Source organism: Streptosporangium album (assembly GCF_014203795.1).
GTDB lineage: Bacteria > Actinomycetota > Actinomycetes > Streptosporangiales > Streptosporangiaceae > Streptosporangium > Streptosporangium album.
Map to the genome: position 1 here is coordinate 482,227 of NZ_JACHJU010000004.1, position 26,060 is coordinate 508,286.

Here is a 26,060-nt window from a genome sequence, read left to right on the forward strand (position 1 = left end):
CTCAGCCGCTCTTCCGCCCCGCCGCGATCGCGCCGTCGACCCAGGTGCGGAGTTCGGCGGCCGGTGCCGCGCCCGCTCTCTCTGCCACGACCCGGCCGCCGCTCAGCACCATCAGATAGGGGATGTTGCGGATGGCGAACCGCTCGGAGAGCTTGGGCGACCGGTCCACGTCGACCTTGACGAGTTTCACCTTGCCGGCGAGGTCTTCGGCGACCCGGTCGAGCGCCGGGCTGACCATCCGGCAGGGCCCGCACCAGGCCGCCCAGAAGTCCACGACCACCGGGACCGTCGAGGCCTCGGCCACCTCGGCGAAGTCGTCGTCTCCGGCCTCGGCGATCCACGGAAGCGGTTGACGGCACTTACCGCAGCGCGGAATGCTCGACGCGACCGCGGGCACCCTGTTCTTCTGCCCGCAGTTCTTACATTGCACGATATTTGTTGACATGCCCGCTTCCCCTCATCCGTAGGTGACGACGAGCTCTCCCCCGGCCAGATCGACCCGGACCACGCCGCCCTCGCGCACGTCTCCGGTGAGCAGCGCACGTCCGATACGGGTCTCGACCTCCCTGGCGATGAACCGGCGCAGCGGGCGCGCGCCGTACACCGGGTCGTATCCCCGCTCGGCGATGTACGCGCGTGCCGCCTCGGACACCTCCAGCCCTATCCCCCGCTCGTCGAGCCGCGTCCGCAGCTCGCCGAACATCAGCTCGACGATGCGCTCGATCTCCTGCGGCGTGAGCGGCTTGAAGATCACGATGTCGTCGACGCGGTTGAGGAACTCGGGGCGGAAGTGCGAGCGCAGTTCCGCCATGACCTGTTCCTGGGCATCGTGCTTGATCTCCCCGCTCGGGGTGACACCCTCCAGGAGGTAGATGGAGCCGAGGTTGGAGGTCATGATCAGGACGGTGTTACGGAAATCGACGGTCCTGCCCTGGGCGTCGGTGAGCCGCCCGTCGTCCAGAACCTGCAGCAGCGTGTTGAAGACGTCCGGGTGCGCCTTCTCCACCTCGTCGAAGAGCACCACCGAGTACGGCTTGCGCCGCACGGCCTCGGTGAGCTGGCCTCCCTCGTCGTACCCGACGTAACCGGGAGGAGCGCCGATGAGACGGCTGACCGTGTGACGCTCCTGATACTCGCTCATGTCGATGCGGACCATGTTGTCCTCGGTGTCGAACAACGCCGCCGCGAGCGCTTTGGCCAGCTCGGTCTTGCCCACTCCCGTCGGTCCCAGGAAGATGAACGACCCGATCGGGCGGCGCGGGTCCTTGATGCCGGAGCGGGCCCTGATGACGGCGTCGGCCACCAGCCGCACCGCCTCGTCCTGACCGATCACCCGCTCGTGCAGGATCTCGTCCAGCCGCAGTAGTTTCTCCCGCTCCCCCTCCTGCAGGCGGTTCACCGGGATGCCGGTCCACCTGGAGACGATCATCGCGATCTCGTCCTCGGTCACGACCTCGCGTAGCAGCCGCCCGGCGCCCTGCTTGGCGCGCAGGCGTTCCTCCTCGGCCTGCAGGCGCCGTTCGAGCTCGGGCAGCCGGCCGTGCCGCAGCTCGGCGGCGCGGTTGAGGTCGTAGTCGCGTTCGGCGCGCTCGGCCTCGGTGCGCACGTGCTCTATCTCCTCGCGCAGGGTCTGAACCGCGCGCAGGACCTGCCGCTCGGCCTCCCACTGCGCCCGCATGGCATCGGTCTCGGCACGCAGGTCGGCGAGTTCCTTGCGCAGTTCCTCCAGCCGGGCCCTGCTCGCCTGGTCCTCCTCCTTGGCCAGCGCGGCCTCTTCGATCTCCAGCTGCATCACCCTGCGGGTGAGCGCGTCGAGCTCGGTGGGCATCGAGTCGATCTCCGTACGGAGCATCGCGCAGGCCTCGTCCACCAGGTCGATGGCCTTGTCGGGGAGGAACCGGTCGGAGATGTAACGGTGGCTCAGCACGACGGCGGCCACCAGCGCGGCGTCCTGGATCGTCACCCCGTGGAACACCTCGAGCCGCTCGCGCAGGCCGCGCAGGATCGAGATGGCGTCCTCGACCGAGGGCTCGTCGACCATCACCGGCTGGAACCGCCGCTCCAGCGCGGCGTCCTTCTCGATGTACTTGCGGTACTCCTGCAGGGTCGTCGCCCCGATCATGTGCAGCTCGCCCCGGGCCAGCATGGGCTTGAGCATGTTGCCCGCGTCCATGGAGCCCTCGGCCGCGCCCGCGCCCACGACCGTGTGCACCTCGTCGACGAAGAGCAGGATCCGCCCCTCGGCGGCCACGACCTCGGTGAGCACCGCCTTGAGGCGTTCCTCGAACTCGCCCCGGTACTTCGCGCCGGCCACGAGCGCGCCCATGTCGAGGCTGAAGACCGTCTTGTCCTTGAGGCCCTCGGGCACGTCACCGTTGTTGATCCGCTGGGCGAGACCCTCCACGATGGCGGTCTTGCCGACTCCGGGGTCGCCGACCAGGACCGGGTTGTTCTTGGACTTGCGGGACAGGATCTGGATGGTGCGGCGGATCTCGCCGTCGCGCCCGATCACCGGGTCGAGCTTGCCCGCGGCGGCGTCGGCGACCAGGTCGCGCCCGTACTTCGACAGCGCCTCGTAGGAGACCTCGGGCATCGCCGAGGTGACTCGCTGGTTGCCGCGGATCGCGGTGAGTTCCTTGAGGAAGGCGTCCCTGGTCAGCCCCTGCTGGTGGAGCAGCCGGCCGGCGGCGGTCTCGCCGCCCTCCTCCAGCAGGGCCATGAGCAGGTGCTCCACCGAGACGTACTCGTCCTTGAGCCGGTCCGCCTCCCTCTTGGCCGTCTCCAGCAGACGCGACAGGCGCTGGGTCACGCGGACCTGCCCGGGGTCGGCCCCGGGCCCGCTGACCCGGGGCCGGCGGCTCAGCTCGGCCTCCAGGTCGGCGGTGAGCCGCTCCAGGTCGACGTCCGCCTGGACGAGCAGGCGAGGGATCAGGCCGTCCGGCTGATCCAGCAGCGCCAGCAGCAGATGTTCCCCGTCGACATCGGTGTGCCCGAAGCGGAGGGCCTTGGTCTGCGCGTCGTGCAGGGCCTCCTGCGACTTCTGTGTCAGCTGGTTCACGTCCACTGCGGTCCTCCTGTAGTGCGGGAACGGTTGCGCTGGGCCGCCTCCAGGCGCGCGATGCGGTCGAGCAGGTCCACCACGAGGCCGAGTGCCGCGTAGTTGAGCGCGAACCCCGCACGCAGGCGCTGGATCCGCGCCATGGCGTACACCTGGGGCAGCGGGAACCACAGGGCTCCGGCCGCGTCGGACTGCGCGTCGAGCACGCCCAGGGTGACAAGGCGCCGTACCAGGTCCGGATGCGTCCCGGTGGCCCGGGCGAACGACTCCAGGTCCAGCCGTTGGGGCCGGGTGAGGGCATAGATCATCGCCGTCTCCTCGGGTCGAAGGTCGAGACCGCGGCGAGCTGCTCGAACAGCCGCCGCTCCTCGTCCGACAGCGTGTGCGGAACCATGATCTTCACCTCGGCGAACAGGTCTCCCGGTACGCCGCGCGGGTTCGGCATCCCCCTGCCGCGCAGCCGCAGCCTCCGGCCGCTGGAGGTCCCGGGGGGCACCTTGACCTTGGCCTCGCCCGCCGGGGTGTCGACGACGACGGACGCGCCGAGCGCCGCCTCCCACGGGCTGACCGGTAGCTGGACGTAGATGTCGCGCCCCTCGACCCGGTAACGGGAGTGCGGCATGATCCTGACGACCAGGTACAGGTCTCCCGCGGCGGCGCCCTCACTGCCCCGGCCGCCCTGCCCGGCCAGCCGGATGCGCTGCCCGTCGGCCACTCCCGCCGGGATGTTGACGTCGATCCGGCGGCCCCCCACGATGATCGAGCGGCGACCGCCCCGGTAGGCCTCCTCCACGGTCAGCTCGATCTCCGCCTCCTGGTCGGCGCCGGGGATCGGCCCCCAGCCCCGGCCCGCCTGCCCCGCCCGGCCCGCCCTGCCGGAGAACAGCCCTTCCAGGAGATCCTCGAAGTCGACGCCCTCTCCGAAACCCGCCGGCCCGCCCGGGCCGGCTCCGGCTCCGGCTCCGGCCCGCCTGCTCCGTCCGCCCCGCCCGGCTCTGGCGCGCGCCCAGGTCTCCGGGTCCACGTCTTCGGGCACCTGGCGGAAATCGGCGCCGAACGCGTCGTAGCGGCGGCGCGTTCCGGGGTCGGACAGGACGCTGTAGGCCTCCGAGATCTCCTTGAAGCGGTCCTCGGCGCCCGGATCCTTGTTGACGTCGGGGTGGTAGGTCCGCGCGAGCTTGCGGTAGGCGCGCTGGATCTCCTCCTGACTCGCGCCTCGCGGCACCCCAAGGCTCTCGTAGAAGTCACGGGTCGCGGTGGCCATCATTCCTCCTTGGCCACCACGACCAGCGCGGGCCGCAGTTGCCGCTCACCGTCTCCGTAAGCCGGCCGTACCACGTGCAGGACCGTCCCCTCGGGCACCCCCTCCTGCGCGAGCGTGGCCACCGCCTCGTGCCTGGCCGGGTCGAACTCCGTGCCGGCGTCGTCCCGGCGCGGGAACCCCAGCCGGGCGAGCACGTCCAGAGCCTGGTCCCGGATCGCCCGCAGCCCCTCCATGATGGAGGGCGGATCGCCTTCGGCGTGTTCCAGCGCGCGTTCCAGGTTGTCCAGCACGGGCAGCCATTCGGCAGCCGCCCGCGCCCGCTCCTCGGCCCGCACCCGGTCGGCGTCGCGGCTGACGCGCTTGCGCAGGTTGTCCAGATCGGCCAGGGCGCGCCGCCACCGGTCCTCCAGATCCGCGACGCGGGCCTCGAGTTCGGCCGCGTCCGGAGGGGTGCTCTCGGCTCCCTGGACGGCCTCCTCTTGTCCTGGTTCGTCACTCATCGGTCGTGAACTCCGCGTCGATGACATCATCGTCCCCACCCGCGCCGCCCCCCCGAGCTCCCTGAGCTCCCTGAGCTCCTGGAGCGCCCTGGGCTCCCCCCGCGGGTTGGCCGACGGAGACGGCGGCGAGGCTCTGGTAGATCTGCTGCAGCTCGGAGGTCAGGGACCGGAGCCGGTCGATTGGCGTGTCCTGCTGCTTGACCGCCTCACGGGCGTCGTTCACCAGCATCTCCGCCCGCGCCTTCTCATGGACGGGCACCGCGTCCCCCAGCTCGTTCAGCCGCCGTTCCACCTGGTAGGCGGCGCTGTCGAGCTCGTTTCGCGCGTCGACCGCCTGCCGCAGCCGCACATCCTCGTCACGGTGCTGCTCGGCGTCGGAGACCATGCGCTCGACCTCGCTCTGGTCGAGGTTGGAGCTCTCGCTGATGGTGATGCGCTGCTCGGCGTTGGTGTCCTTGTCCTTGGCCGAGACGTTCACGATCCCGTTCGCGTCGACGTCGAAGGTCACCTCCACCTGGGGTTCACCGCGCGGCGCCGATCTGATGTTCTCCAGCCGGAACCGGCCCAACGCCCGGTTGTCGGCGGCGCGCTCGCGCTCCCCCTGGAGCACCACCACGTCGACCGCGTTCTGGTTGTCCTCCGCGGTGCTGAACACCTCGGTACGGCGGGCCGGGATCGTCGTGTTGCGCTCGATGACCTTGGTCATGATCCCGCCGAGTGTCTCGATGCCGAGCGAGAGCGGCGTCACGTCCAGCAGGACGACGTCCCGCACCTCGCCCTTGATGACGGCCGCCTGGACCGCCGCGCCCATCGCCACGACCTCGTCGGGGTTGACCGTCATGTTCGGTTCCTTGCCACCGGTCATGCGGCGGATCAGGTTCTGCACGGCGGGCATCCTGGTCGAGCCGCCCACCAGGATCACCTCGTCGATGTCGTCCGAGGTGAGCTTGGCGTCGGCTATGGCCTGCTTGACGGGCCCCTTGCAGCGTTCCAGCAGATCGGCTGTGATCTCCTCGAACGTCGCCCGCCGCAGCGTGGTGTTCAGATGCTTGGGTCCCGAGGCGTCCGCCGTGACGAAGGGCAGGCTGATCTGCGTCTGGGTGACCGCGGACAGTTCGACCTTGGCCTTCTCCGCCGCCTCGAACAGCCGTTGCAGCGCCTGGGGGTCGTTGCGCAGGTCGATGCCGGTGTCCCGCTGGAACTCGTCGGCGAGATAGTCGACGATGCGCCGGTCGAAGTCGTCGCCGCCCAGATGGGTGTCACCCGAGGTCGACCGCACCTCGACGACGCCGTCGCCGATGGTGAGGATGCTGACGTCGAACGTCCCGCCGCCCAGGTCGAAGACCAGCACGGTCTCGTTCTCCTTGCGGTCCAGACCGTAGGCGAGGGCGGCCGCGGTCGGCTCGTTGATGATCCTCAGCACCTCCAGGCCCGCGATCTTCCCGGCATCCTTGGTCGCCTGACGCTGGGAGTCGTTGAAGTAGGCGGGCACGGTGATGACGGCCTCGGTGACCTTCTCCCCGAGGAACTTCGCGGCGTCGTCGACAAGCTTGCGCAGGACCTGCGCGGCGATCTCCTCCGGCGCGTACTGCTTGCCGTGAACCTGGAAACGGACGGCCCCGTCCGGCCCGGCCACCACGTCGAACGACACGGCGTTCATCTCGCTGGTGACCTCGTCGTAACGGCGCCCGATGAACCGCTTGGCCGAGTAGATGGTCCCCTTGGGATTGAGGATGGCCTGGCGCCGGGCGAGCTGTCCGACCAGGCGCTCCCCCTGCTCGGTGAAGGCCACGACCGACGGCGTCGTCCGCGACCCTTCGGCGTTGGGGATGACCGTGGGCTGGTTGCCCTCCATCGTGGCGATCACCGAGTTGGTGGTGCCGAGGTCGATCCCGACAGCTCTAGCCATGCTGACCTCCAGTGTGGGCTGTACTGTCGACACTCGTCGCCCGGCGCGCTCGCCACATCCTCAGACCTGGTAGTTCTGCTCCCCGGTGAGCTGCGGGTCCGGATGGTAGGTGTACGCGGCCTCGACCCGCCGGCGGACCCCTGGCAGTCGCTCATGAATCCGATCTTCGAGCCCCGGCAGCACGTTCCGGGCGAGTTCGGTGACCGCACCGGGAGAGGCGAGCAGCCCGACCCGCGCCTCCGTTGTCTGGGAGCCTTCTCCCGCCACGGAACCGTGCCGCTAGAGCTAAAACGTGTGTGGGGTGCCGATGTTGAGGAGCCTGCGCGCCTCCGCCGCGTGGTCGGCATCGACCAAGATCTCGTAGCGGTTGGCGACGATCGCGCTGGACGACAGGAAGTCCCGCTTGCCGCCGGTCAGCGCGTGACCGATCAATCCGAAGATCGCCCCCGCGATGGCACCCCAGATGAGTGCCCACAGCACCAGGAGGAAGGGAAACCGTCCGGGGGTGAAGATGGCGAGGAACAGGCCGATCAGCAGGCCGATCCACGCGCCCGTCGCGGCCCCCATCCCGACTGCGCGCAGGTAGGTCAGCCGCCCGAGCACCCTTTCGACAAGCCGGAGATCGACTCCGACGATCATGGTGTGCTCGACAGGGAACCGCTGGTCCGACAGGCTGTCCACGGCCCGCTGGGCCTCTTCGTAGGTGCTGTAGGTCGCCACCGTTTCACGGGCGGCCATAGTGGGCTCAGGTCGCATGACGCTTCCCTTCACGATGAGTGATACTCCCTCACCGTGACCGCATCACCGCGCCCCGCACATCCCCAGGTCTGGTAGTCACCCCGCCGCCGCGGACTCCTCGTTCTCCCGATCGGCCAGCCTGGCGGCGCGGCGCTTGACGAGCAGCGTGGTCACCACACCGAACAGCACCACGAGCCCCAGCCCCACCCAGGAGAAGCCCTTGAGCCACTTCTCGGCGACCCGGCCCAGGTAGTAGACGACAGCGGTGGTCCCGCCCGCCCAGGCCACCCCGCCGAGCACGTTGGCGACGAGGAACCTCCAGTACGGCATGCGCAGGGCTCCGGCGAGCGGACCTGCCAGGATGCGCAGCAGCGCGATGAACCGGCCGAAGAACACCGTCCACATGCCGTAGCGGTGGAAGTAGTGCCCCGCCTTGGCGATGTGGGCCGGCCCGAAGTGCTTGGGGAACCTGCGCCCCAGCCGGTCGAACAGGGGCTGGCCGCCCTTGCGGCCGATGGCGTAACCGATGGAGTCGCCGACGATGGCTCCGGCGCTGGCGCAGATCCCGACCCAGAGCGGATCGACCACGCCTTTGGCCGCCAGCAGCGCGGAACTGACCAGGACGATCTCCCCGGGCAGCGGGATGCCCAGACTCTCCAGCCCGATCACCAGGGCCACCAGGGCACAGATCCACACGGGGGGAATCGCCTGGAGCCATTCGTCGACATGCATGACCGCCACCTTATTCCGTCGACCCCGCTATTCCGGTCCGGGCATCAGGCCGTGGCGGAAGGCATAGGTCACCGCCTGGGCGCGATCACGGAGGCCGGCCTTGGCGAACAGGTTGTTGATGTGGGTCTTGACCGTCGCCTCCGAGATGAACAGCTCACCGGCGATCTCACCGTTCGACCGGCCCTCCGCGATCAGCCGCAGCACGTCGCCTTCGCGGGGGGTGAGCCCGTCGGGCAGGTCGGGCGCGCGGCGCATCCTGGTCACCGCGTCCGCCAGCCGTCGCTGGATCCCCGGGTCGAACTGGGCCTGGCCGCCGACCACGGTGGCGATGGCGCAGGCCAGCGACTCGGCGTCGGTGTCCTTGGTCAGGTAGCCACGCGCCCCCGCGCCCAGCGCGGCGAACACCGACTCGTCGTCGGAGTAGGTGGTCAGGACGACCACCTGGACGCCCTGGTGGGCGGCCCGGATCCGGCGGGTGGCCTCCACCCCGTCCATCCGGGGCATCCGCAGATCCATCAGCACCACGTCGGGCCGGAGCGAAGCCGCCAGCCGTACCGCCTCCTGCCCATCGGCGGCGGTCCCCGCCACCTCGATACCCGGCAGCAGGCCGAGCAGCAGGACCAGCCCCTCCCGGACGACGGTCTGGTCGTCGGCGACCAGGACCCGCACGGTCATCGGCTCTCCCTCCACACCGCGACGCCGCCTCCCGCGGCCGGCACCGCCCCGCTCCCCACGGCAGCACCGCTCACCGACCACCCGGCGCCCGCCCGCGCGCCGCTCCCCCGCCACGTCATACCGGCACCCGCAGCACCACGTTGAACCCCTCGGCTCCCGCTCCCGCCGCCAGCGATCCACCGATCAACTCGGCCCGTTCCCGCATGCCCACCAGGCCATACCCTCCTCCGGACCACGCCGGCCGGCCCGGGGACCCGCCGGTGTCACGCACCTGGAGCTCGCACCAGCCCTCAAGGCGGCGCAGCACCACCGACACCGCCGCGCCCGGCGCGTGCTTGCGCGCGTTCGTCAGCGCCTCCTGGGCGGTCCTGGCCACCGCCAGCCTGGCCCCGGCGTTCAGGCAGTCGAGATCCCCGGTGATCGAGACCGCGCAGGAGCCTCCGGTCGCCGACCGGAACTCCATGGCCAGCCGCTCCAGCCGCTCGGTCAGCGGCAACTCCTCACCGCGGAGCACGTCCAGCGCCCGGCGCGTCTCCTCCAGCCCGCTCCGTGCCAGCCGTACGGCACGGTTGACCCGGTCCAGCGCCGCCACGCCGTCCTGCGTCCCTCCCCGCTCCAGCAACAGCCGGGCCCCCTCCAGATGCACGATCTGGGCCGACTGCGAGTGGGCCAGGATGTCATGGACCTCCCTGGCCAGCCGTGCCCGCTCAGCCGACACGGCTTCCCGGGCCCGTGCCTCGGCGACCTCCACGGACTGCCGCCGGGTGACCGCCAGCTGCCTGATCAAAAAGGCGAGGACCACCGAGTAGGCCAGGCCCAGCGCGTTGCCGAGCACGTCCATGTGGCCCATCCCCGTCAGCAGGGAGATTCCCACGAAGGCCACGACCTCGCACACCACCAGTGCCACCGCGGCGCGGACGCCGGTCCTGAACGGCGCCACGTAGATCACGGTGTAGAGGAAGGCCATGCCGCTGTAGGGGATGAGCGCGTGCAGGGCCAGGGCACCGAGCAGGGTCACCGCCAGCAGCACGGCGTTGCGCGCGCGATCGTCTCGTGGCAGCGACCACACGCAGCACAGGAGGGTGACCGCCCCGAGGGGCAGTACCAGCGCGAGGCCCGGCCATCCCCAGCGCGCCGTGGCGTCCACCACCGCGAAGACCACGCTGAAGAGCAGATTCCCCACCAGCAGGACGGCGAAGGCCCAGCGCACGGAGGGGCGACGGAAGAAGGCCACGCCGTAAAACTACCGACATCACGGGATGGCGGCCATGGACCCAGGGGTGGAGACCCCTCCACCCCTGGGCGCACGTCCGTGTACCGGCGGATGGACGTCCCGATCTCCACTTCCGGCGCCATGCGCTCCCGCCCCCTGTTCGACCACCGTTGGGGTCATGTCAGCCATCGGCGTCACCCATCTGAGCAAGTCGTTCGGCGGCGTCCGCGCCGTCGACGACCTGTCGTTCACCGTCGAGCCCGGCACGGTCACCGCCTTTCTCGGCCCCAACGGAGCGGGGAAGACCACCACGCTGCGCATGATCCTGGGTCTGGTCACCCCCACCTCGGGCACCGCGACCATCGACGGCGTGCCGTACCGCGAGCTGGTCAGGCCGATCACCACGGTCGGCGCGGTGCTGGAGGCGACGGCCTTCCATCCGGGCCTGACCGCCCGCACCCACCTGGAGGCGCTCCGCGTCGCCGCCGGGCTGGCCTCCGCACGCGTGGCGCACGTCCTGGACCAGGTCGACCTTACCGCGGCGGCCGATCGCAGGGTGCGCGGCTTCTCTCTCGGCATGCGTCAGCGGCTCGCCCTGGCCACCGCGCTCCTGGGGGACCCGGACATCCTCGTCCTCGACGAGCCCGCCAACGGGCTGGACCCGGCGGGCATGCGCTGGCTGCGGGGCTTCCTGCGGGCCTACGCCCACCAGGGGCGCACGGTCCTGGTCTCCACCCACGTGCTCACGGAGATCCAGCAGATCGCCGACCAAGTGATCATCATCTCGGCGGGGGGGCTCCTCTTCTCCGGCCCGTCGCCCGCGGGTTCCGACCTGGAGGAGTTCTACCTGGAGGTGACCGGATGAAGCGCCTGATCCACGCGGAGCTGCTCAAGGCCCGCGCGAGCCGTACCACCTGGATCCTGGCCGCGATCTCCCCGGTGTTCTGCGCGCTGTGGGCGCTGGCGGGGGTGTCGCTGATGAGCCTGGACCGTTCGATACCGCTCGGCCAAAGGGTGGAGAACGTCTACAACATGGCCCAGCAGGCCTACGTCTTCGCCCTCATCCTGGGAATCCTCGGCATGTCCGGGGAGTATCGCCACCAGACGATCACCTGGTCCTTCCTGGTCACCCCGGGGCGAGGCCGGGTGGTGACGGCCAAGCTGGCCGCCTACGGGATCATCGGCCTGCTCATGGCGGCCGTGTCCACGCTGGTGACGTCCGTCGCGGGCGCCGCCCTGCTCGCCGCCGGGGGACATCCGGTGACGACGCCGGGACTGCCGGCCGTCCTGACCGGGGCGACGCTCAGCACCGCCCTGTACGCCGTGTTCGGCGTCGCGCTCGGCGCCCTCGTCCGCAACCAGATCGCGGCGGTCACCATCGCACTGGTCTGGTTCAACGTCGGCGACTACCTGCTCACCATGCTCCTGCCGGAAATCGGTCGCTGGCTGCCGGCCGGGGCGGCCCGCGCGGTCGGCGGCATGACCCTGCGGGGCGGCGAGCTGCTGCCCGCCTGGGGCGGCGGGCTGCTGTTCGCCGCCTACGTCGCGGCGACCGTGCTCGCCGCCCGCCTGATCACGCTGCGCCGCGACGTCACATGACCTCGCTGATCGCGGCGTGGGCCGCGTCACGCATCATGGAGTGCAGCACCGCGTTGGACTCCCGTTCGGTGCGGACCTCCACGACGCGCGGCCCCTCGCCCCGCAGCGCCTTGGACAGCTGGTCGGGAGCGTCGACGGAGGTGTACGGCGTGCCGGTGGAGGCGGCCACATGGGCCAGATCCACCCCGTGCCCGGTGCCGAACAGCCGCTCGAACGGATCACGCAGCGCCGCCTGGGGCAGCAACGAGAAGATCCCGCCGCCGTCGTTGTTCACCACGACCACGCACAGGTCGGGGCGGGGCTCGCGGGGACCGAGGATCAGGCCGTTCTGGTCGTGCAGGAAGGTCAGGTCGCCCATCAGGGCGTAGGCGGGGCCGTTGTGCGCCAGGGCCGCGCCCATCGCGGCGGACACCACGCCGTCGATCCCGGCGGCACCCCGGTTGGCCAGGATCCGCACACCCCTGCGGGGACGCATCGCCTGGTCGAGGTCACGGATCGGCATGGAGGAGCCGGAGAACAGCAGCGACCCGTTGGGCAACAGGTCCACCAGGTCACGGGCCAGCCGGGGCTCGCTGAACCCGGTACCGTCCAGCACCTCGTCGATCACGGCCCTGACCGCGCCGTCGGCACGGCGCCAGGAGTGCAGCCAGGTGTCGTCTCCCGCCGCGACCGTGATCTCCACCGCCGGGGCCACCTGGGTGGCCGAGCGGGTCGGATCGGGCCAGCGGGTCAGGTCGGGGGCGACCACGATGTGCTCGTCGGCGTGCCTCAGCCAGTTCAGCAGCGGCCGGGACAGGCTCGGGCGCCCCAGGGTGACCACCAGCTCGGGCCGGTGCCGGTCGGCGAACTCGGGGGTGCCGAGCAGGAAGTGGTAGGCCGACATGGCGTGGTCGCCGTAGCGGGCGCCGCCGTTCGGCTCCGACAGCACCGGCCATCCGGCCATGCCCGCCGCCGCGACGTATCTGCGCACGTTGGACGCCCCGTCCCCGACGACCAGCACACCCCGCCTGGTCGGCGGCAGATGCAGCGCCACCGCGGGGGGCGCCACCCGCGCCCGGACCCGGGGCCCGCCGGCGTCGCCCTCCAGGGGCTCGCACCAGGAGGCGTCGCCGTCCGGGATCAGCGGTTCGCGGAAGGCCACGTTCAGATGGACCGGGCCGGGGTCGGACGGGCCCAGCGATCGTTGGTAGGCACGGCAGGCCAGCGACCGCCAGTAGGCGACCTGACCGGGACGGTCCTCGGGCACGCCGACCTCGCTGAACCAGCGGACCGCCGTGCCGTACAGCTTGATCTGGTCGACGGTCTGGCTGGCACCGGTGTCACGCAGTTCGGGTGGGCGATCGGCGGTGAGCACGAGCAACGGCACCCCCGACTCGTGCGCCTCGATGACCGCCGGGTGGAAGTTCGCCGCCGCGGTGCCGGAGGTGCAGATCAGGGCGACCGGACGCTCGCTGCGCCGGGCCAGGCCCAGCGCGAGGAAGGAGGCCGAGCGTTCGTCGATGCGAACGTGCAGCCGGATCCGGCTGTCGGCGTGCACGGCCAGGGCCAGCGGCGTCGAGCGCGAACCGGGTGCGAGCACCACATCCGTAAGGCCGCAGCGCACCAGTTCGTCGACCAGTACTGTCGCAAGCGCGGTGGCGGGGTTCAACCGCACTGCCTCCTCTAGCCATCGCACCCGGGCGGGTGTCTCCATCTGACGGGGTGCCGGAGCCTCCGTGTCCGTCCGGGGAGGACGACACACCTGCGGACCGGCACCCTCTGCGCCGTTACGGGCGGCGCGGGAACTTGCCGAACTCGGGGGCGCGCTTCTCCTTGAAGGCGTCGCGGCCCTCCTGCGCCTCCTCGCTCATGTAGTAGAGCAGGGTCGCGTCGCCGGCGAACTGCTGCATGCCCGCGGCCCCGTCGGTCACCGCGTTCAGGGCGCCCTTGAGCATGCGCAGCGCCAGCGGCGACTTCTCCAGCATCTCCCGCGCCCAGGAGACCGTCTCCTCCTCGAGCCGTTCGAGGGGGACGACCGCGTTGACCAGGCCCCAGTTCAGGGCGGTCTGCGCGTCGTACTGACGGCACAGGTACCAGATCTCGCGGGCCCGCTTCAGGCCGACGGTCTCGGCGAGCAGCCAGGAGCCGTAACCGCCGTCGAAGGAGCCCACCTTGGGGCCGGTCTGGCCGAAGACCGCGTTGTCGGCGGCGATGGACAGGTCACAGCAGACGTGCAGCACGTGGCCGCCGCCGATGGCGTAGCCCGCGATCATCGCGATGACCGGCTTGGGGCAGCGGCGGATCTGCACCTGCAGGTCGAGCACGTTGAGCCGGCCCACGTGCGGGGTGGACTTGTCGACATAGCCGTCGTTGCCGCGGATCTTCTGGTCGCCGCCGGAGCAGAAGGCCCTGTCCCCCGCGCCGGTGAAGACGATCACGCCGACCTCGGAGTCCTCCTGGGCGACGTTGAAGGCGTTCTTGAGCTCGAAGAGCGTCGTCGGGCGGAACGCGTTGTGCCGCTCCGGCCGGTTGATCGTGATCTTCGCGATGCCGTCGGCCGTCTCGTAGACGATGTCCTCGTAGTCGCCCGACCGCTTCCAGTCGGCGGCACGCACCTGGACGCTCGCCGGCACGGGACTCGCCTCGCCCGCCACCCGCTCGCTCGTGCCCGGCTCGACCCGCTCCGTGCTCACGATCGTTTCGCCCCTCTCAGCTGCACCGGGGTCCGCCCCGGCTGTCCTCTGGCTTGTCGGCACTAACCTTACGACTGTGATGACAGGTTCCGTGCACCCGGAGCGACCTTCCCCTCCGCGGGAGTTGCACGCCGTCGTGCTGCCGCCCGGACCCGAGCTGTTCTCGGCCGTCGCCGCGGCACTCGACGGCCGGGGGCCCGCCGTGCTGCCCCTCTCCCCCGACCTGCCCGCGCGGGCGCTGCGCGCCACACTGGCCGCGCTGCGCCCCAGCCACGTCAACGGAGTACGGCAGGAGCACGGCGTGGGGGTCTCCCCCGAGGTGGCCGTGGTCATCGCCACCAGCGGCACGACCGGCACCCCCAAGGGGGTCGAGCTCTCGGCCGCCGCCCTGCGCGCCTCCGCCTCGGCCTCGCTGCGCCGCCTGGACGCGCGGCCCGGCGAGCGCTGGCTCTGCTGCCTGCCGCCCTCCCACGTCTCGGGACTGCAGGTGCTGGTCAGGTCGCTGCTGAGCGAGACCGAGCCGATCGTGCACGACGGCTTCTCCCCCGAGGCGGTGCTCACCAGCGGCGCCGAGCACGTCTCCCTGGTGCCGACCCAGCTGCGCCGGCTGCTCTCCGCGGATCTGTCGGTTTTCAGGACGATCCTGCTCGGCGGCGCCGCCGCTCCCCCGGACCTGCTCGTGGCCGCCCGTGCCGCCGGGGCGCGGGTGATCACCACGTACGGCATGAGCGAGACCTGCGGTGGGTGCGTCTACGACGGCGAGCCCCTTCACGATGTAGATCTCAAGATCGGGGACGACGGCCGGATCCGCATCAGCGGCCCCATGCTGTTCTCCGGCTACCGGCTCCGTCCCGACCTCACCGCCGCCGTCCGCGACGGCGGCCGGTTCCGCACCTCCGATCTCGGCACCCTGGCCGGCGGCCGGCTCCGCGTGCTGGGCCGGGCCGACGACGTCGTCAACACCGGCGGAGAGAAGGTCGTCGCCGCGGCCGTGGCGGCCGTCGTGGCCGAACATCCCGCGATCATCGACGCCGTCGTGGTCGGCCGCCCCGACCCCGAATGGGGCGAGCGGGTGGTCGCCGTCGTCGTCTCCGCCACCCCCCCGTCCCTGGCCGAGCTCCGCGCCTTCGCCAAGGAACGGCTGCCCGCCTACGCCGCCCCCGCCGAGTTGGTCGTCCTACCCGAAATACCGCTTCTGCCCAATGGCAAGCCGGACCTCGCGGGCCTCCGTTATGGTCTTCAACGGGAACCATGAGGTGCTTTCGCACGTCCAACAGACAGCCGAAGCAGGAAGGAGGAGCTCGATGAACGTCACCCGCAGGACATGGGTCTCCGCAGGTATCGTCAGCGTGATCCTCGCCGGCGGCATATCCGTCGCGGCGGCGGCCTCGGCGGGCGGGATCGGCAGAAGCCACGACCCCGTCACCCCCGCGGTGGAGGGCGACCAGCCCGCCCCGAAGAACACATCGGCCTCCCAGAGCCCGCCCGAGGCCCCACCGTCGCCGGGGACGACTCCGCCCGCGGAGGACTACGTGGTCTCCAAGGACGTCAACCCCGACCCGCAGCAGGTCGGGCGCTACTGGACCGAACAGCGCCTCGAGGACGCCGACCCGCTGCCCATGCCGGCGGTCGAAGGCAACGTGAACGTCACCGAATAGCCCTGCCAGGCACCCGCTAATGGGTGGATCGCGGCAACCGCGATCCACCCATCATATTTTCCCCGTCAAGTCGGGAACAGAAAGTTCTTGAGTGGGGTTATTGATACGGGTGCGCAGAGCGGCTCCCTCGCCGCCTCACCCCCCACAATCTGTAAACAGACTACTCCGTGTTGGAGGAGGTGTCCTCATGCCCCAAACCGCCGCTGCGGCCTCACCTGAGGCCCCGACGACCCTTGATCAGCTCATTGACCGAGGGCGAGACCAGGGCCACCTTTCACTCGCGGAGCTGCGTCGCGCCTTCGCGGAGGCAGGGATCAGCCCGACCGAGGGCAGGTCGATTCTGCGAGAGCTCACCGAGGCCGGCGTCAGCCTGGCAGCCGAGAACGAGCCCACGCTCGCGGCCTCGCCCAAGAAGCCGGCGGCCAAGGCCGCCACCCGCAAGACGGCCACCCGCAAGACGAAGGCCGCCCCCACGGAGAAGACCGTCTCCAAGGGGAAGGCGACCGGCGGCACCGAGGCCACGGCCAAGGACGCCAAGCCCGAGATCGACGACGAGGAGTGGACCGGCCCCGACGAGACCGATCTTGAGGCCGAGCAGACCATGGACCTGGACGACCAGTCCTCGGCCATGGGCGACTCGGTGCACACCTACCTCAAGTCGATCGGCCGCCGCACGCTGCTGACCGCCGCGCAGGAGGTCGAGCTCGCCAAGCGGATCGAGGCCGGCCTCTACGCCGAGGCCAAGCTGGAAGCCGAGCCGGGGCTCTCCGCCGTCACGCGCGACGACCTGGAGTGGGTGGCCAAGGACGGCCGCCGCGCCAAGGACCACATGCTGGAGGCCAACCTCCGCCTGGTGGTCTCGGTCGCGAAGAAGTACACCGACCGTGGCATGGCCCTGCTCGACGTGGTCCAGGAGGGCAACCTCGGCCTGATCCGCGCGGTGGAGAAGTTCGACTACACCAAGGGCTACAAGTTCTCCACCTACGCCATGTGGTGGATCCGCCAGGCCATCCAGCGTGGTTTCGCCGACTCCGCCCGCACCATCCGCCTCCCTGTCCACGTGCTGGAGATGCTCTCCAAGCTGTCGCGCATCGAGCGCGACATGCACCAGCGTCTCGGGCGCGAGCCCACGCCCGAGGAGCTCGCGGTCGAGCTGGACAAGACTCCCGACCAGATCGAGGAGCTGCTCCGCACCAGCCGCCAGCCGATCAGCCTCAACGCCACGATCGGTGAGGACGGTGAGACCACCATCGGCGACCTCATCGAGGACGTCGACTCGCCCGAGGCCTCGGAGGTGGTGGACCGCCAGCTCCTCGGCGAGCAGCTGCGGGGAGTGCTCGGCAACCTCTCCCCCAGGGAGGCCAAGATCATGGCACTGCGCTTCGGCCTCGTCGACGGCAAGCCCCACACCCTCGACGAGATCGGCAAGCACCTCGGCCTGACCCGCGAGCGCATCCGTCAGCTGGAGAAGGAGTCCCTCTCCAAGCTGCGCCATCCCAGCAACACCCGTCCGCTGCTCGACTGGGCCAGCTGACCGGACCGTATGAGGCGCCGCCGTGAGCAGATCGCGGCGGCGCTCCGTCATGTTCTTGGGGACGTGTGGTCAGGGCACCGCCCGGCTGCCGCACAGATACTCTCCGCCGGCAACCCGCCCAGGACAGGCGCTTAGCACGCGATCCGGCTCCGATGTTCCTCAGGCCCCGTGTCCAGCAGCCCCTTGGCCAGGCCGCCGATGTGGGTCCGCCAGGTGGCGAGGGCTCGGGCGCGGGCCTCGGGCAGGTCGTCCGGGACGGCCCGCATCCAGTCGCTCACCGCGATCACCGGTCCGGCCGCGCCCGAGAGGGCCGAGGTGACATACGGCAGGCGCGACCGGCCGCCCGGATCGGCGAGGGCGTCCGCGTCACACGCCATCGCCTCCCTGCGCAGCTCGCTCCAGGAGGTCACCGACCACACGTCGGAGGCCACCTCCCAGTCGTCGGCGAGCATCCGCTGGGCGTCCAGCGCCCAGCGCATCGCCGTGCCGCTGGACAGCAGTTGCGCCCGCGCCCCCGGCATGGAGGCATAGCGCTGAATCCTCCGCGAGCGGCCCCGCACCCGAACTATGGTGTGGAGCTCGTGATCATGGAGGAAACACTATGAAACAGACCATAGGCATGCGGATCGGCCGGTCGGCGCTCGTGACGGTGCTTGCTGGAGGGGTCGCGCTGGCCGGCGTCGCGCCCGCCGCGAACGCCGCCTCAGCCGCCCCCGCGGCTCAGAAGATGACGATCGGGCCGTTCGGGTACGGCAGCGTGAAGCTCGGGATGTCCGCCGCGCGGGCCAAGGCGACCGGGAAGATCGTCCGCAAGACCATCAACGCCCCCACCACGTGCTCGGCCTGGGACCTGAAGGCTCAGCGGTACGGCGGCGACCGGGCGGGGTTGTTCATCTCCAGGAAGCGGGGCGTGGTCACGATCTCCGCGCCAGGCAACGTCAAGACGCCTCAGGGCATCGGCAGGGGCTCCACCCCCGCGCAGTTGAAGGCCGCCTACCCGAACCTGAAGCAGAACGCGCTGTACGGGACCTTCGCCGCCGTGCCGGGCAACCCCAAGGCGTCCTACGTCTTCCTAGCGTCGAAGAACATGGTCGTCGGTGTGATCCTGATCCTGAACGCGCAGGACTGCCTCAAGTAGTGGCCCGTCACGCGAGCCCGGCCGGCTGACCGGCCCCGGCTTCGGACGGATGAGCCCGGCGGCCCATGTCCTGTGGGCCGCCGGAGCCGATCCTCATGGCTCTTCCTACCCAGGGCCACCTGCGGGCAGCGCAGGCCGAGGGGGCGGCATGCCGGCGATCTCGCTGAGGGTCTTGACGAAGGCGCGGACGCGGGCGTTCTCCCTGTCCGATGGCCAGAGCAGGCCGTACACGATGAGCGGTGCGTCGCTGAAGGGGATGAAGGCGAGGTCGGGACGGCTGTAGTAGTGGGCGGCGCGGGCGCAGATGGGCGAGATGCCTTTGCCGGTGGCGACCAGGGAGAGCAATTCCTGCCAGTACGTGGCGCCCGGGCCGCGGGTGATGGGCCGGCCCGCGGGCGTGTGGAGTGGGTAGTGCTCCTCCAGCCAGTATGGGGGGATGGTTCCGGTGATGGTCACCAGCGGGGAGTGGGCGAGGTCTTCGAGGCAGACCGAGTCACGCCGGGCGAGGGGGTGGTCCGCGGAGACGATGAGGGCGCGGGGTTCGTGGGCGATGACGGGGCCGGTGGTGATGTCGGGTTCGTCGATGGGGAACTCGGTGAGCTGGAGGTCGAGTGCGCCGGCGCGCAGGGGGCCGAGGGGGTCGTGCAGTTGCACCTCCTGGATGTGGACGTCGCAGTCGGGGTGGCGGGAGTGGAAGGCGTCGGCAGCCTTGATCATCAGGTTGCCGTTCCAGGGGGCGGAGTAGCCGGCGCGTAGCGTGCCGTGGATGCCGACGGCCGCGTTGACGGCCCGGGCCAGTCCGGCTTCCAACTGCTGATGGGCCTGCCGTAGATCCTCGTGAAGTTGCCGGCCGATCGCGGTGAGGGTCACCCTGCGGCTGGTGCGTTCGAACAGCGGCGCCCCGACCTGCCGTTCCAGCTTCTTGATCGTCTGGCTGATCCGGCCGGTGCTCACGTGCAGGCGCTCGGCGGTGCGACCGAAGTGCAGTTCCTCGGCCAGCGCCAGGAACGCTTCGAGTTCAAGCCGTTCGAGCACTGGGCCCCCGATCGTTGAATGGGGTTAAAAGGTCGTTCCATTATCACCCCTTGTTGCGTCTTCTGCCGCATTACATCCTGATCTAGCGCTAACAGCCGCATATCGAGGGAGAACATCGTGGAACTCAGTGTCAACACCTTCGTCAGCCTCGACGGAGTCATGCAGGGCCCTGCGGAGTCCAGGAGGACCCCAGCAACGGTTTCGAACGCGGGGGCTGGATGGTGCCCCACACCGAGGCAGGCCAGCTCGACCCCATGGGCGAGTGGTTCAGGAAGGCCGACGCTTTCCTGCTGGGCCGCTCCACCTTCGAGATGATGCGCACCTACTGGTCGCGGGTGACCGATCCCGGCAACATCGTGGCCACCGCCCTCAACGGCTGGCAGAAGTACGTGGTCAGCAACACCCTGTCCGACGCCGACGCGGCCTGGGGGAGCACCACGGTGCTGCGGGGTGACATCGTCGAGCAGGTGCGCAGGCTCAAGGAACAGCCCGGCGGCGACCTGCAGGTGCACGGCAGTTGGCAGCTCGCGCGCACCCTGCACGACGCCGGGCTCGTCGACACCTACCGGCTGATCCAGTTCCCCGTCGTCGTCGGCGAAGGCAAGCGTCTGTTCGCCGACGGCGCCATCCCCGCGACCTACCGCATCACCGAGTCCGAGGTATTGGGCGGGGGTGCGGGTGCGGTCTCGCTCACCCTGCGTCAGGCAGGGTTCGGCACCACAGGTACCGGTGAGTTCGTGGTGCGCGACGGCGCGGAGGCCATCGCCTGAGGACGGCACCCCTTCATCGGGTCAATCCGATGAGGGGCCGTCCGTTCCTCGGCATCGATCCTGACGGCCACGCGGGCGGGACGTTCGGGTCCTGGCAGCACCGAAGCCACCGGCGCTCCCATCGCCTCGCCCGCCGCCGCGAGAACAAACACAGGGAGGCCATGTACGTGACCGGTGATCGGGCACTGCCCACTCGCGAGACCGAGACTGTCGTCGGTGAGCTGAAGAATCGTCAAGAGGCGACTGACGCGCTGTATCGGTTCGCTCTGGGGCTGGACCTGCAGGGCCGGGAGCTGCTGGAATCGCCCCTCGCCGCCGATGCCGAGCTGGACTCCCGCTCCTCGACGGCCACGTGGGGGGCCTACGTCCCGGTGATGGTCGGTCGTGACACGATCGTGAACCTGCTCCTGGGCATGCTCGGCGACCGGGTCGACACCACCCACGCGGTCACCGACCCCCGCGTACAAGTGGACGGTGGCACCGCCCGGCTCACCGCGACGGTACAGGCCCAGCACCTGCTCAGGGCCGACCACAACCGGCAAGCCATGCTCAACGACCGCTACGCGGTGGACCTGGTACACGACGGAGCCCGCTGGGTCATGGACCGCATCCACATCGACACCGTCTGGTACACCGGTGATCCCGCCGCCATCCCTTCGCGAGATCTACCAGGTCAGGGCGGGCCTGGAGGAGACGGCGGCCGATCTCGCCCTGCCGTCCGTGGATCCGGAGGTCCTGGCCCGGCACGTGGCGCGCCTGCACGAGGCCGCCCGCGGCGGTGACATGGCCGGCCAGGTCGAGTATGGCGTGGCCTTCCACCGCGAGATCGTCCACGCCTCCGGCAACAGGGTGCTGGGGGCCGTGTGGGAGTCACTCGGCATCGAGGTATGGACCCACCTGTCCATCCGCCTGTTCCGCGCCGAGCTTCACGAGAACGCCGCAGATCACGAGCCGATCCTGGAGGCGTTCCGGCGGCGCGACCCGGCCGCCGGACGGCTGCTCCGCGATCACGTGCTCGGCTACGCCACCGTCTGAACGCCTGGGGGCGTCTCGGCGGATGCTCTGATCCGCAGAGGTCGCCCCAGGCTCCGCCCGCCATGGGCTCGCCGGAAAAAGAGAGACACCCACCGCGTAGCTACGCGGTGGGTGTCAAGAGACCCGCTCCGAGAACGGGCCGCGGTCAGCGTGCGGACGCGGCCACCGGGCGCGGGACGCGGGCGATGCCGGTCAGGCGGTTCTGCTCGCGGAGAGTGCGCAGCCGGTTGACCTCGTCGGTCCACTCGGCGCCCTTCGGGGTGGCCCGGCCCTTGCGGCGGCGGATCCGGTCGTCGTAGGACTTCACACCGAACGTCGCCCGCTGGCTGGCCTCGGCCGCGCGCAGCGCCTCGGTCAGCGCCTTGTCCAGGGCCAGGCCCGCGGCCCGGCGCTCCTCGGCGGAGGTCGACGCCTCCTGCACCCGGTGCAGCGCGACCTCCGCCGCACGCGCCTTCTCCAGAAGTTCGGGGAAGCCCTTCCCGACCTCCTGGTCAGCGTGGTAGCGAACCTCCGCCTCCCGGCTCACGCTCGGTCGGAAAAACGCCATCGTCTGCCCTCTCTCACCCGTCGCCGGGCATTCCCCGGCAGATCACAGCCGTAGCCTATGCCGTCCGTCCCCCCCTCACGCACTCAGGCGTCGCCCTGTCCGGCGCGCCTACCTTTACGCAGTAAGGTAAGTGGTGGCAGGATGACCTTCATGCCTGCGAAGCGACCGCCCATTCCGCTCTCCCGGGAGCGCATCATCGAGGCGGCACTGCACATCGCCGACAGCCAGGGGCTGCGGCGGCTGACGATGCGGCGCCTGGGCGACGCACTCCAGGTCGAGGCGATGGCGATCTATCACCATCTGCCACGCGGCAAGGACGCCCTCATGGACGCCCTCGCCGAGCACGTCACCTCCATCCATGTCGAGCCCGGCGAGACCTGGCAGGACAGCGCGAGGGCGTGGTGCCGGGCGAGCCGGGCCGCGCTGAGGGAGCATCCCGGGGTGCTGGCGCTGGCGCTCACCAAGCCGGCCAAGGGCCGCACGGCGATCGCCGTGCGAGAACAGACCGACCAGCTCGCCGACGCGGGGTTACCCGACGCGGCGCGGGCCGTGCGGGCGATGCGGGCCTACGTCTTCGGCGCGGTGGCGGTGGAGGTGCAGCAGTCCGGCTGGGCCGAACCGTCGGGCGACGACGACAGCCCCTGGCTGCCCCCGTCGAAGGGCGGCGGCAGCGCGGCCGCCGACGACGACTTCGACCTTGGCCTGAACGCGCTCCTGGCAGGCCTGGCCACTCCCTGAGCGATGTCACGAACATGCAATCGATCGTTTACCGGCCTGACGGCGTGTCGCACTTGGCCTGGTATCAGTCCATAAGGCATGCTGTGTCGTAGGTCACACCCCATCATGGCCCAGGGAACTCACCCTTTCCGCGTTCGTAAACAGTCCTAACGGGCTATGTCGCCGGGTGCGACCAGATCCCACACTGGTGCGTGCGGTCAGATCCGCCCGTTCGAGAGCGTGATCTGATGGCATGTTCGATCTGCTTGATGTGCGGGCCTCACCCAGCCCGAGGCGCGCACGACCCTATGTCAACCCAGATGCTCGTCCCCCGTGCCGGTGGGAACGGAGTCCCATCGGTGACGGTGCCCGCCGCCTGTCCGATGCCGATTCCAGCGAGCCGACAACAGAGATCCGGAGGCACGCCGATGTGCCCGCACCAGCCGTCCTGCCCGTCCGCCGAGGCGCTGGACCGCGAAGCCGCCCGCACGATGGCAGCCCATCCCGAACAGGGGTGGAGCCTGCTCTGTAACGGTGTGGTGCTGTTCGAGGACACCGGCGAGCTCCTGCCCGACGGCGCCGTCATCGAGCCGCACCGGCCACTGGCCGGCGTCGCCTGACCGTCACGCCGAGCCTGACCGCATCCTCACGCCGAGCCACTCGGCGACGACCTCGCCCACGCGGGCGGGGTCTTTCTTGAGGTCGTGGCCCTCCCCCGGCAGCACCACCAGGCGTGTGGCGTCCGCGGCCTCGGGCACGCCGAACGGGTCGCGGTCCCCGTTGACCACCAGCACGTCCACGCCCGCCGCGCGCAACTCCCCGGCACGTGACCGATCCGGCCTGCCCGGCGGGTGCAGCGGGAAGGCCAGCGCGACAACCGCCTCGGCCCGGACCTGGCGGGCCGTACGGCAGGCGACCCGGGCTCCGTTGCTCCGCCCTCCCTGCACGAGAGGCAGACCCGGATAGCGCCCCTGAAGCTCACCCGCCAGTGTCGCCCACGCCTCGTCCTGCTTCACCGCCGAGCCCGGAGCACGGGCGCCTCGCATCCGGAACGGCTGGAGCACCCGCGCGACCACCCCACCGATCCCCACGGCCGCGTCCCGTACGGCCAGCAGGTCCGGGACGTCCACTCCCCCGGCCGAACCGTGGGTGAGCACCAGCAGGAACCGCGGGTCGGCGACCTCGTCGATCTCCGCCACAGCCGGACCGTGCGGGGTCGTGAGGTCCATGACGGACGCGGCGCTCCGGGTGGACACAGATCTCGTCCTAACGACTGATGCCACGAGACACGCGCCGGTGAATAATCGGGACGTGCAGGATCACCAAGATATCCGACAGGACATGCGTGCCACCATCGAGGCCCGCCGCGAACTCGGCCCTGACTACGAGTCCGCACTGGTGGAGTCGTTCGTGGACCGCCTCGACGCGAGCATCGCCGCCCGTGTGCGGACCGAGATGCACCTCGCCGGAGGCCGGCCCTACCAGGCCCCCCATCCTGAGCAGCCGCCCCGGCAGCGCAAGGGGGGCGACCCGTCCATCCCGATCGCGCTGGGCTCGATGGGCCTCGGCATCCCGCTGACCGGGATCGCGGGGAGCACCGCGGGCACCGCGGGGCTGCTGCTGGCCTGGGGCGGCATTGTCGTGATCAACATCGCTCACGCGATCAGCCGCCGGCGCAGCCGCGACTGATCGCAACCGGCGCTACGCCTCAACGGCACAGCCGGCCAAGGCCGGGGGCGAAGCCAGCGGTGGAACTCGCCGGCTCGTCGTCATGGGCTGACGTACCGATCGGCATACGTCGCGGCGGGCTCGATAGGCGTTATGACGTCGATCAGGACCCCAGCAGCCCGGTGTAGAAATCACGGGACTCCTGGAGCCGCGAGGTGCAGATGACTGGATAGAAGCTGGTCAGTGTCATGCGAACCCCTTCACATACCGTCGGTATGTGAAGGTGACATATTGACGTACCACCGGTATGTCAATGGACGGGAGCGCGGTGACCGACGGCAGCAGGACACGGCAGAGGGAACAGACCAGGCAGACCCTCCTACGCGAGGGCAGACGCCTGTTCGCGACCCGGGGCTACGGCGCGGTAGGACTGTCGGAGATCGTCCGCGCCGCCGGGGTCACCAAGGGCGCGCTCTACCACCACTTCGACAGCAAGGCCGCACTGTTCCGTGCCGTCCTGGAGGAGGTGCAGCAACAGGTCGCCCAGACGGTGGCCACGACCGCCGAGGCCCAAGACGATCCGTGGACGCGGTTCACCGCCGGATGCCAGGCGTTCCTCACCGCCAGCACCGACCCGGACGTCCAGCGGATCATGCTCGTCGACGGCCCCGCCGTACTGGGCTGGAACGAATGGCGCGCACTGGATGAGGCCGCCTCGGCTCGCCACCTGGCCGAAGCGCTCACCAGCCTGATCGAGGAGGGAACGATCGCCTCACAGCCGGTCGCGCCGCTGACCCACCTGCTGTCGGGCGCGATGAACGAGGCGGCCCTGTGGCTGGCGGGATCGGCGGAACCTGCGGATCTGGCCGACACCAGGACCGCCCTGTCGCGGATGCTGGAGGCGCTGCGCGTCGGATGAGCCCATGCCGGGCCCGTCTTACCGCTGTGCCTCACACCCGCTGACGCCGCCGGCTCCGGCGTGTGGCCGCGGGGTCTCGTGGCGGGTGGAAGCCGTGCCCGGTGGTGAGCGCGTCCGGAAGGAGCCGGACCTCCGGACCAGCCGCCGTGGTGCGCCCCCGAGGGATCCGGGGCGCGGACCGCCAACCCAGGCCGAGACGGTCAGGCGTCGCGGTTCAGCCGGAGGCGGACGTCTTCGGCGAGGTCCTCGTCGGCGCTGTCCAGACCGTAGCGCCACACCTGTTCGGCGTCCTCGTCGCGGCCCCTCAACGGCAGTGTGCGGGCCAGCAGCTCGATGGCCAGCGCGCCGGTCTCGACGTCGCCGCCCTCCTCGATCGCCCCGGCGAACTCCGCGCACGCCAGTTCGAGATGGGCGATGCCGAGCAGCACCCGCAGCCTCGCCACCTCGGCCACGTCGGGCACCGAGAGCGCTTCCAGGAGCACCCCGGCGGCCTCACCCGCCTCCTGCTCCCCCAGAAGGAGCTCGGCCAGCCGCTGAGCCGCACTGGAGGCGATCTCCGGATCGGCGGTGGCCAGAGCGGCCCGCAGGGCCTCCTCCGCCTCTCTCTGGCCCTCTGCGAGCCTCGCGAGGGCCATGTGGGCCACCGGGACGTAGGCGGAGTTTCCGACGCCGAGAGCGG

General features: G+C 70.5%; 30 protein-coding genes and 1 pseudogene. 13 read left to right on the forward strand and 18 right to left on the reverse strand.

The genetic code is table 11. The features are described from left to right. Position 1 precedes the first annotated feature (1 nt). The 11 genes from trxA to FHR32_RS46925 all read right to left on the reverse strand — a co-directional run bounded on the left by trxA (position 2) and on the right by FHR32_RS46925 (position 10,110). Entirely contained in the window at positions 2 to 445 is a 444-nt protein-coding gene (gene trxA, locus FHR32_RS36135) for a thioredoxin (protein ID WP_184758989.1), read from the reverse strand. Positions 446 to 457: 12 nt separating this feature from the next. Further along, positions 458 to 3,064 carry an ATP-dependent chaperone ClpB gene (gene clpB / locus FHR32_RS36140; protein ID WP_184758990.1) on the reverse strand — a complete coding sequence of 869 codons (2,607 nt, stop codon included), beginning with the start codon at positions 3,062 to 3,064 and terminating at the stop codon, positions 458 to 460. Continuing rightward, positions 3,055 to 3,366 (reverse strand): chaperone modulator CbpM, encoded by a 312-nt coding sequence (locus FHR32_RS36145; RefSeq protein ID WP_184758991.1) that lies wholly within the window; start codon positions 3,364 to 3,366, stop codon positions 3,055 to 3,057. The genes clpB and FHR32_RS36145 overlap by 10 nt, the downstream gene beginning before the upstream one ends. Beyond that, positions 3,363 to 4,325: a DnaJ C-terminal domain-containing protein gene (locus tag FHR32_RS36150; protein ID WP_246468316.1), complete on the reverse strand. Its 963-nt coding sequence runs from the start codon at positions 4,323 to 4,325 to the stop codon at positions 3,363 to 3,365. Before FHR32_RS36150 ends, FHR32_RS36145 begins: the two co-directional genes overlap by 4 nt. After that, a complete protein-coding gene (locus tag FHR32_RS36155; protein WP_246468317.1) occupies positions 4,322 to 4,822 on the reverse strand; it encodes a nucleotide exchange factor GrpE in 501 nt (166 codons plus the stop codon). The genes FHR32_RS36150 and FHR32_RS36155 overlap by 4 nt, the downstream gene beginning before the upstream one ends. Further along, entirely contained in the window at positions 4,815 to 6,731 is a 1,917-nt protein-coding gene (gene dnaK / locus FHR32_RS36160; protein ID WP_184758992.1) for a molecular chaperone DnaK, read from the reverse strand. Before dnaK ends, FHR32_RS36155 begins: the two co-directional genes overlap by 8 nt. 60 nt (positions 6,732 to 6,791) lie before the next feature. Beyond that, a complete protein-coding gene (locus tag FHR32_RS36165; RefSeq protein WP_184758993.1) occupies positions 6,792 to 6,998 on the reverse strand; it encodes a hypothetical protein in 207 nt (68 codons plus the stop codon). Between the two features lie 18 nt (positions 6,999 to 7,016). Next, the gene (locus tag FHR32_RS36170; RefSeq protein ID WP_184758994.1) at positions 7,017 to 7,487 is read right to left on the reverse strand and encodes a general stress protein; all 471 of its coding nucleotides are present in this window, start codon (positions 7,485 to 7,487) and stop codon (positions 7,017 to 7,019) included. A 78-nt stretch (positions 7,488 to 7,565) separates the two neighbouring features. Next, on the reverse strand, positions 7,566 to 8,201 hold the full coding sequence (locus FHR32_RS36175) for a DedA family protein (protein ID WP_184758995.1): 636 nt from the start codon (positions 8,199 to 8,201) through the stop codon (positions 7,566 to 7,568). A 27-nt stretch (positions 8,202 to 8,228) separates the two neighbouring features. Continuing rightward, positions 8,229 to 8,876, reverse strand: coding sequence for a response regulator (locus FHR32_RS36180; protein ID WP_184758996.1), 648 nt, complete (start codon positions 8,874 to 8,876; stop codon positions 8,229 to 8,231). Positions 8,877 to 8,991: 115 nt separating this feature from the next. Then, positions 8,992 to 10,110 (reverse strand): sensor histidine kinase, encoded by a 1,119-nt coding sequence (locus tag FHR32_RS46925; RefSeq protein ID WP_221466693.1) that lies wholly within the window; start codon positions 10,108 to 10,110, stop codon positions 8,992 to 8,994. A 157-nt stretch (positions 10,111 to 10,267) separates the two neighbouring features. Here FHR32_RS46925 and FHR32_RS36190 point away from each other — a divergent pair, with 157 nt between their 5' ends. Together FHR32_RS36190 and FHR32_RS36195 are read left to right on the forward strand one after the other, a co-directional pair. Next, the gene (locus tag FHR32_RS36190) at positions 10,268 to 10,954 is read left to right on the forward strand and encodes an ABC transporter ATP-binding protein (protein WP_184758997.1); all 687 of its coding nucleotides are present in this window, start codon (positions 10,268 to 10,270) and stop codon (positions 10,952 to 10,954) included. Further along, positions 10,951 to 11,688, forward strand: a complete 738-nt coding sequence (locus FHR32_RS36195) for an ABC transporter permease (RefSeq protein WP_184758998.1) — start codon at positions 10,951 to 10,953, stop codon at positions 11,686 to 11,688. Before FHR32_RS36190 ends, FHR32_RS36195 begins: the two co-directional genes overlap by 4 nt. Here FHR32_RS36195 and menD read toward each other — a convergent pair. Both menD and menB read right to left on the reverse strand, forming a co-directional pair. Further along, positions 11,681 to 13,336 carry a 2-succinyl-5-enolpyruvyl-6-hydroxy-3-cyclohexene-1-carboxylic-acid synthase gene (menD, locus tag FHR32_RS36200; RefSeq protein ID WP_184758999.1) on the reverse strand — a complete coding sequence of 552 codons (1,656 nt, stop codon included), beginning with the start codon at positions 13,334 to 13,336 and terminating at the stop codon, positions 11,681 to 11,683. The two genes, FHR32_RS36195 and menD, sit on opposite strands and share 8 nt — an antisense overlap. A gap of 118 nt (positions 13,337 to 13,454) precedes the next feature. Continuing rightward, positions 13,455 to 14,282, reverse strand: coding sequence for a 1,4-dihydroxy-2-naphthoyl-CoA synthase (gene menB, locus FHR32_RS36205; protein WP_184759051.1), 828 nt, complete (start codon positions 14,280 to 14,282; stop codon positions 13,455 to 13,457). Between the two features lie 157 nt (positions 14,283 to 14,439). Here menB and FHR32_RS36210 point away from each other — a divergent pair, with 157 nt between their 5' ends. From FHR32_RS36210 to FHR32_RS36220, 3 genes are all read left to right on the forward strand, one after another. Continuing rightward, a complete protein-coding gene (locus FHR32_RS36210) occupies positions 14,440 to 15,615 on the forward strand; it encodes an AMP-binding protein (protein ID WP_184759052.1) in 1,176 nt (391 codons plus the stop codon). A gap of 49 nt (positions 15,616 to 15,664) precedes the next feature. Then, positions 15,665 to 16,018, forward strand: coding sequence for a hypothetical protein (locus tag FHR32_RS36215; RefSeq protein ID WP_184759000.1), 354 nt, complete (start codon positions 15,665 to 15,667; stop codon positions 16,016 to 16,018). A gap of 187 nt (positions 16,019 to 16,205) precedes the next feature. Next, complete coding sequence (locus FHR32_RS36220) at positions 16,206 to 17,552, forward strand: RNA polymerase sigma factor (RefSeq protein ID WP_246468318.1); 1,347 nt, start codon at positions 16,206 to 16,208, stop codon at positions 17,550 to 17,552. A 131-nt stretch (positions 17,553 to 17,683) separates the two neighbouring features. Here FHR32_RS36220 and FHR32_RS43535 read toward each other — a convergent pair whose 3' ends face one another. Next, positions 17,684 to 18,112, reverse strand: a complete 429-nt coding sequence (locus FHR32_RS43535; protein WP_221466694.1) for a transketolase-like TK C-terminal-containing protein — start codon at positions 18,110 to 18,112, stop codon at positions 17,684 to 17,686. Positions 18,113 to 18,153: 41 nt separating this feature from the next. Here FHR32_RS43535 and FHR32_RS36230 point away from each other — a divergent pair, with 41 nt between their 5' ends. Beyond that, the gene (locus FHR32_RS36230) at positions 18,154 to 18,690 is read left to right on the forward strand and encodes a hypothetical protein (protein ID WP_184759001.1); all 537 of its coding nucleotides are present in this window, start codon (positions 18,154 to 18,156) and stop codon (positions 18,688 to 18,690) included. A 105-nt stretch (positions 18,691 to 18,795) separates the two neighbouring features. Here the strand turns inward: FHR32_RS36230 and FHR32_RS36235 are convergent, their stop codons facing one another. Further along, the gene (locus FHR32_RS36235; RefSeq protein WP_184759002.1) at positions 18,796 to 19,725 is read right to left on the reverse strand and encodes a LysR family transcriptional regulator; all 930 of its coding nucleotides are present in this window, start codon (positions 19,723 to 19,725) and stop codon (positions 18,796 to 18,798) included. A gap of 218 nt (positions 19,726 to 19,943) precedes the next feature. Here FHR32_RS36235 and FHR32_RS36240 point away from each other — a divergent pair, with 218 nt between their 5' ends. From FHR32_RS36240 to FHR32_RS36250, 3 genes are read left to right on the forward strand one after another with little or no spacing between them, the layout of a single operon-like run. Then, positions 19,944 to 20,495: a dihydrofolate reductase family protein gene (locus FHR32_RS36240; RefSeq protein WP_221466695.1), complete on the forward strand. Its 552-nt coding sequence runs from the start codon at positions 19,944 to 19,946 to the stop codon at positions 20,493 to 20,495. 29 nt (positions 20,496 to 20,524) lie between these two features. Continuing rightward, positions 20,525 to 21,277, forward strand: coding sequence for a nuclear transport factor 2 family protein (locus FHR32_RS36245; protein WP_246468319.1), 753 nt, complete (start codon positions 20,525 to 20,527; stop codon positions 21,275 to 21,277). Continuing rightward, positions 21,216 to 21,530, forward strand: coding sequence for an FCD domain-containing protein (locus FHR32_RS36250; RefSeq protein WP_312882857.1), 315 nt, complete (start codon positions 21,216 to 21,218; stop codon positions 21,528 to 21,530). The genes FHR32_RS36245 and FHR32_RS36250 overlap by 62 nt, the downstream gene beginning before the upstream one ends. A 145-nt stretch (positions 21,531 to 21,675) precedes the next feature. Here FHR32_RS36250 and FHR32_RS36255 read toward each other — a convergent pair whose 3' ends face one another. After that, on the reverse strand, positions 21,676 to 22,077 hold the full coding sequence (locus tag FHR32_RS36255; RefSeq protein WP_184759004.1) for a hypothetical protein: 402 nt from the start codon (positions 22,075 to 22,077) through the stop codon (positions 21,676 to 21,678). Between the two features lie 150 nt (positions 22,078 to 22,227). On the opposite strand from FHR32_RS36255, the gene FHR32_RS36260 reads away from it, so the two are divergent. Both FHR32_RS36260 and FHR32_RS36265 read left to right on the forward strand, forming a co-directional pair. Then, positions 22,228 to 22,815: a TetR/AcrR family transcriptional regulator C-terminal domain-containing protein gene (locus FHR32_RS36260; RefSeq protein ID WP_184759005.1), complete on the forward strand. Its 588-nt coding sequence runs from the start codon at positions 22,228 to 22,230 to the stop codon at positions 22,813 to 22,815. 407 nt (positions 22,816 to 23,222) lie between these two features. Next, positions 23,223 to 23,414: a DUF5999 family protein gene (locus tag FHR32_RS36265; RefSeq protein ID WP_012890661.1), complete on the forward strand. Its 192-nt coding sequence runs from the start codon at positions 23,223 to 23,225 to the stop codon at positions 23,412 to 23,414. Between the two features lie 3 nt (positions 23,415 to 23,417). Here the strand turns inward: FHR32_RS36265 and FHR32_RS36270 are convergent, their stop codons facing one another. Continuing rightward, a complete protein-coding gene (locus FHR32_RS36270) occupies positions 23,418 to 24,023 on the reverse strand; it encodes an alpha/beta hydrolase family protein (protein ID WP_184759054.1) in 606 nt (201 codons plus the stop codon). Positions 24,024 to 24,135: 112 nt separating this feature from the next. On the opposite strand from FHR32_RS36270, the gene FHR32_RS36275 reads away from it, so the two are divergent. Next, the gene (locus FHR32_RS36275; protein ID WP_184759006.1) at positions 24,136 to 24,483 is read left to right on the forward strand and encodes a hypothetical protein; all 348 of its coding nucleotides are present in this window, start codon (positions 24,136 to 24,138) and stop codon (positions 24,481 to 24,483) included. Positions 24,484 to 24,775: 292 nt separating this feature from the next. Continuing rightward, positions 24,776 to 25,381: a TetR/AcrR family transcriptional regulator gene (locus tag FHR32_RS36280; RefSeq protein WP_184759055.1), complete on the forward strand. Its 606-nt coding sequence runs from the start codon at positions 24,776 to 24,778 to the stop codon at positions 25,379 to 25,381. A gap of 200 nt (positions 25,382 to 25,581) precedes the next feature. On the opposite strand, the pseudogene FHR32_RS36285 reads toward FHR32_RS36280, so the two are convergent. After that, positions 25,582 to 26,060, reverse strand: a pseudogene (locus FHR32_RS36285) (hypothetical protein); the annotation flags it as partial.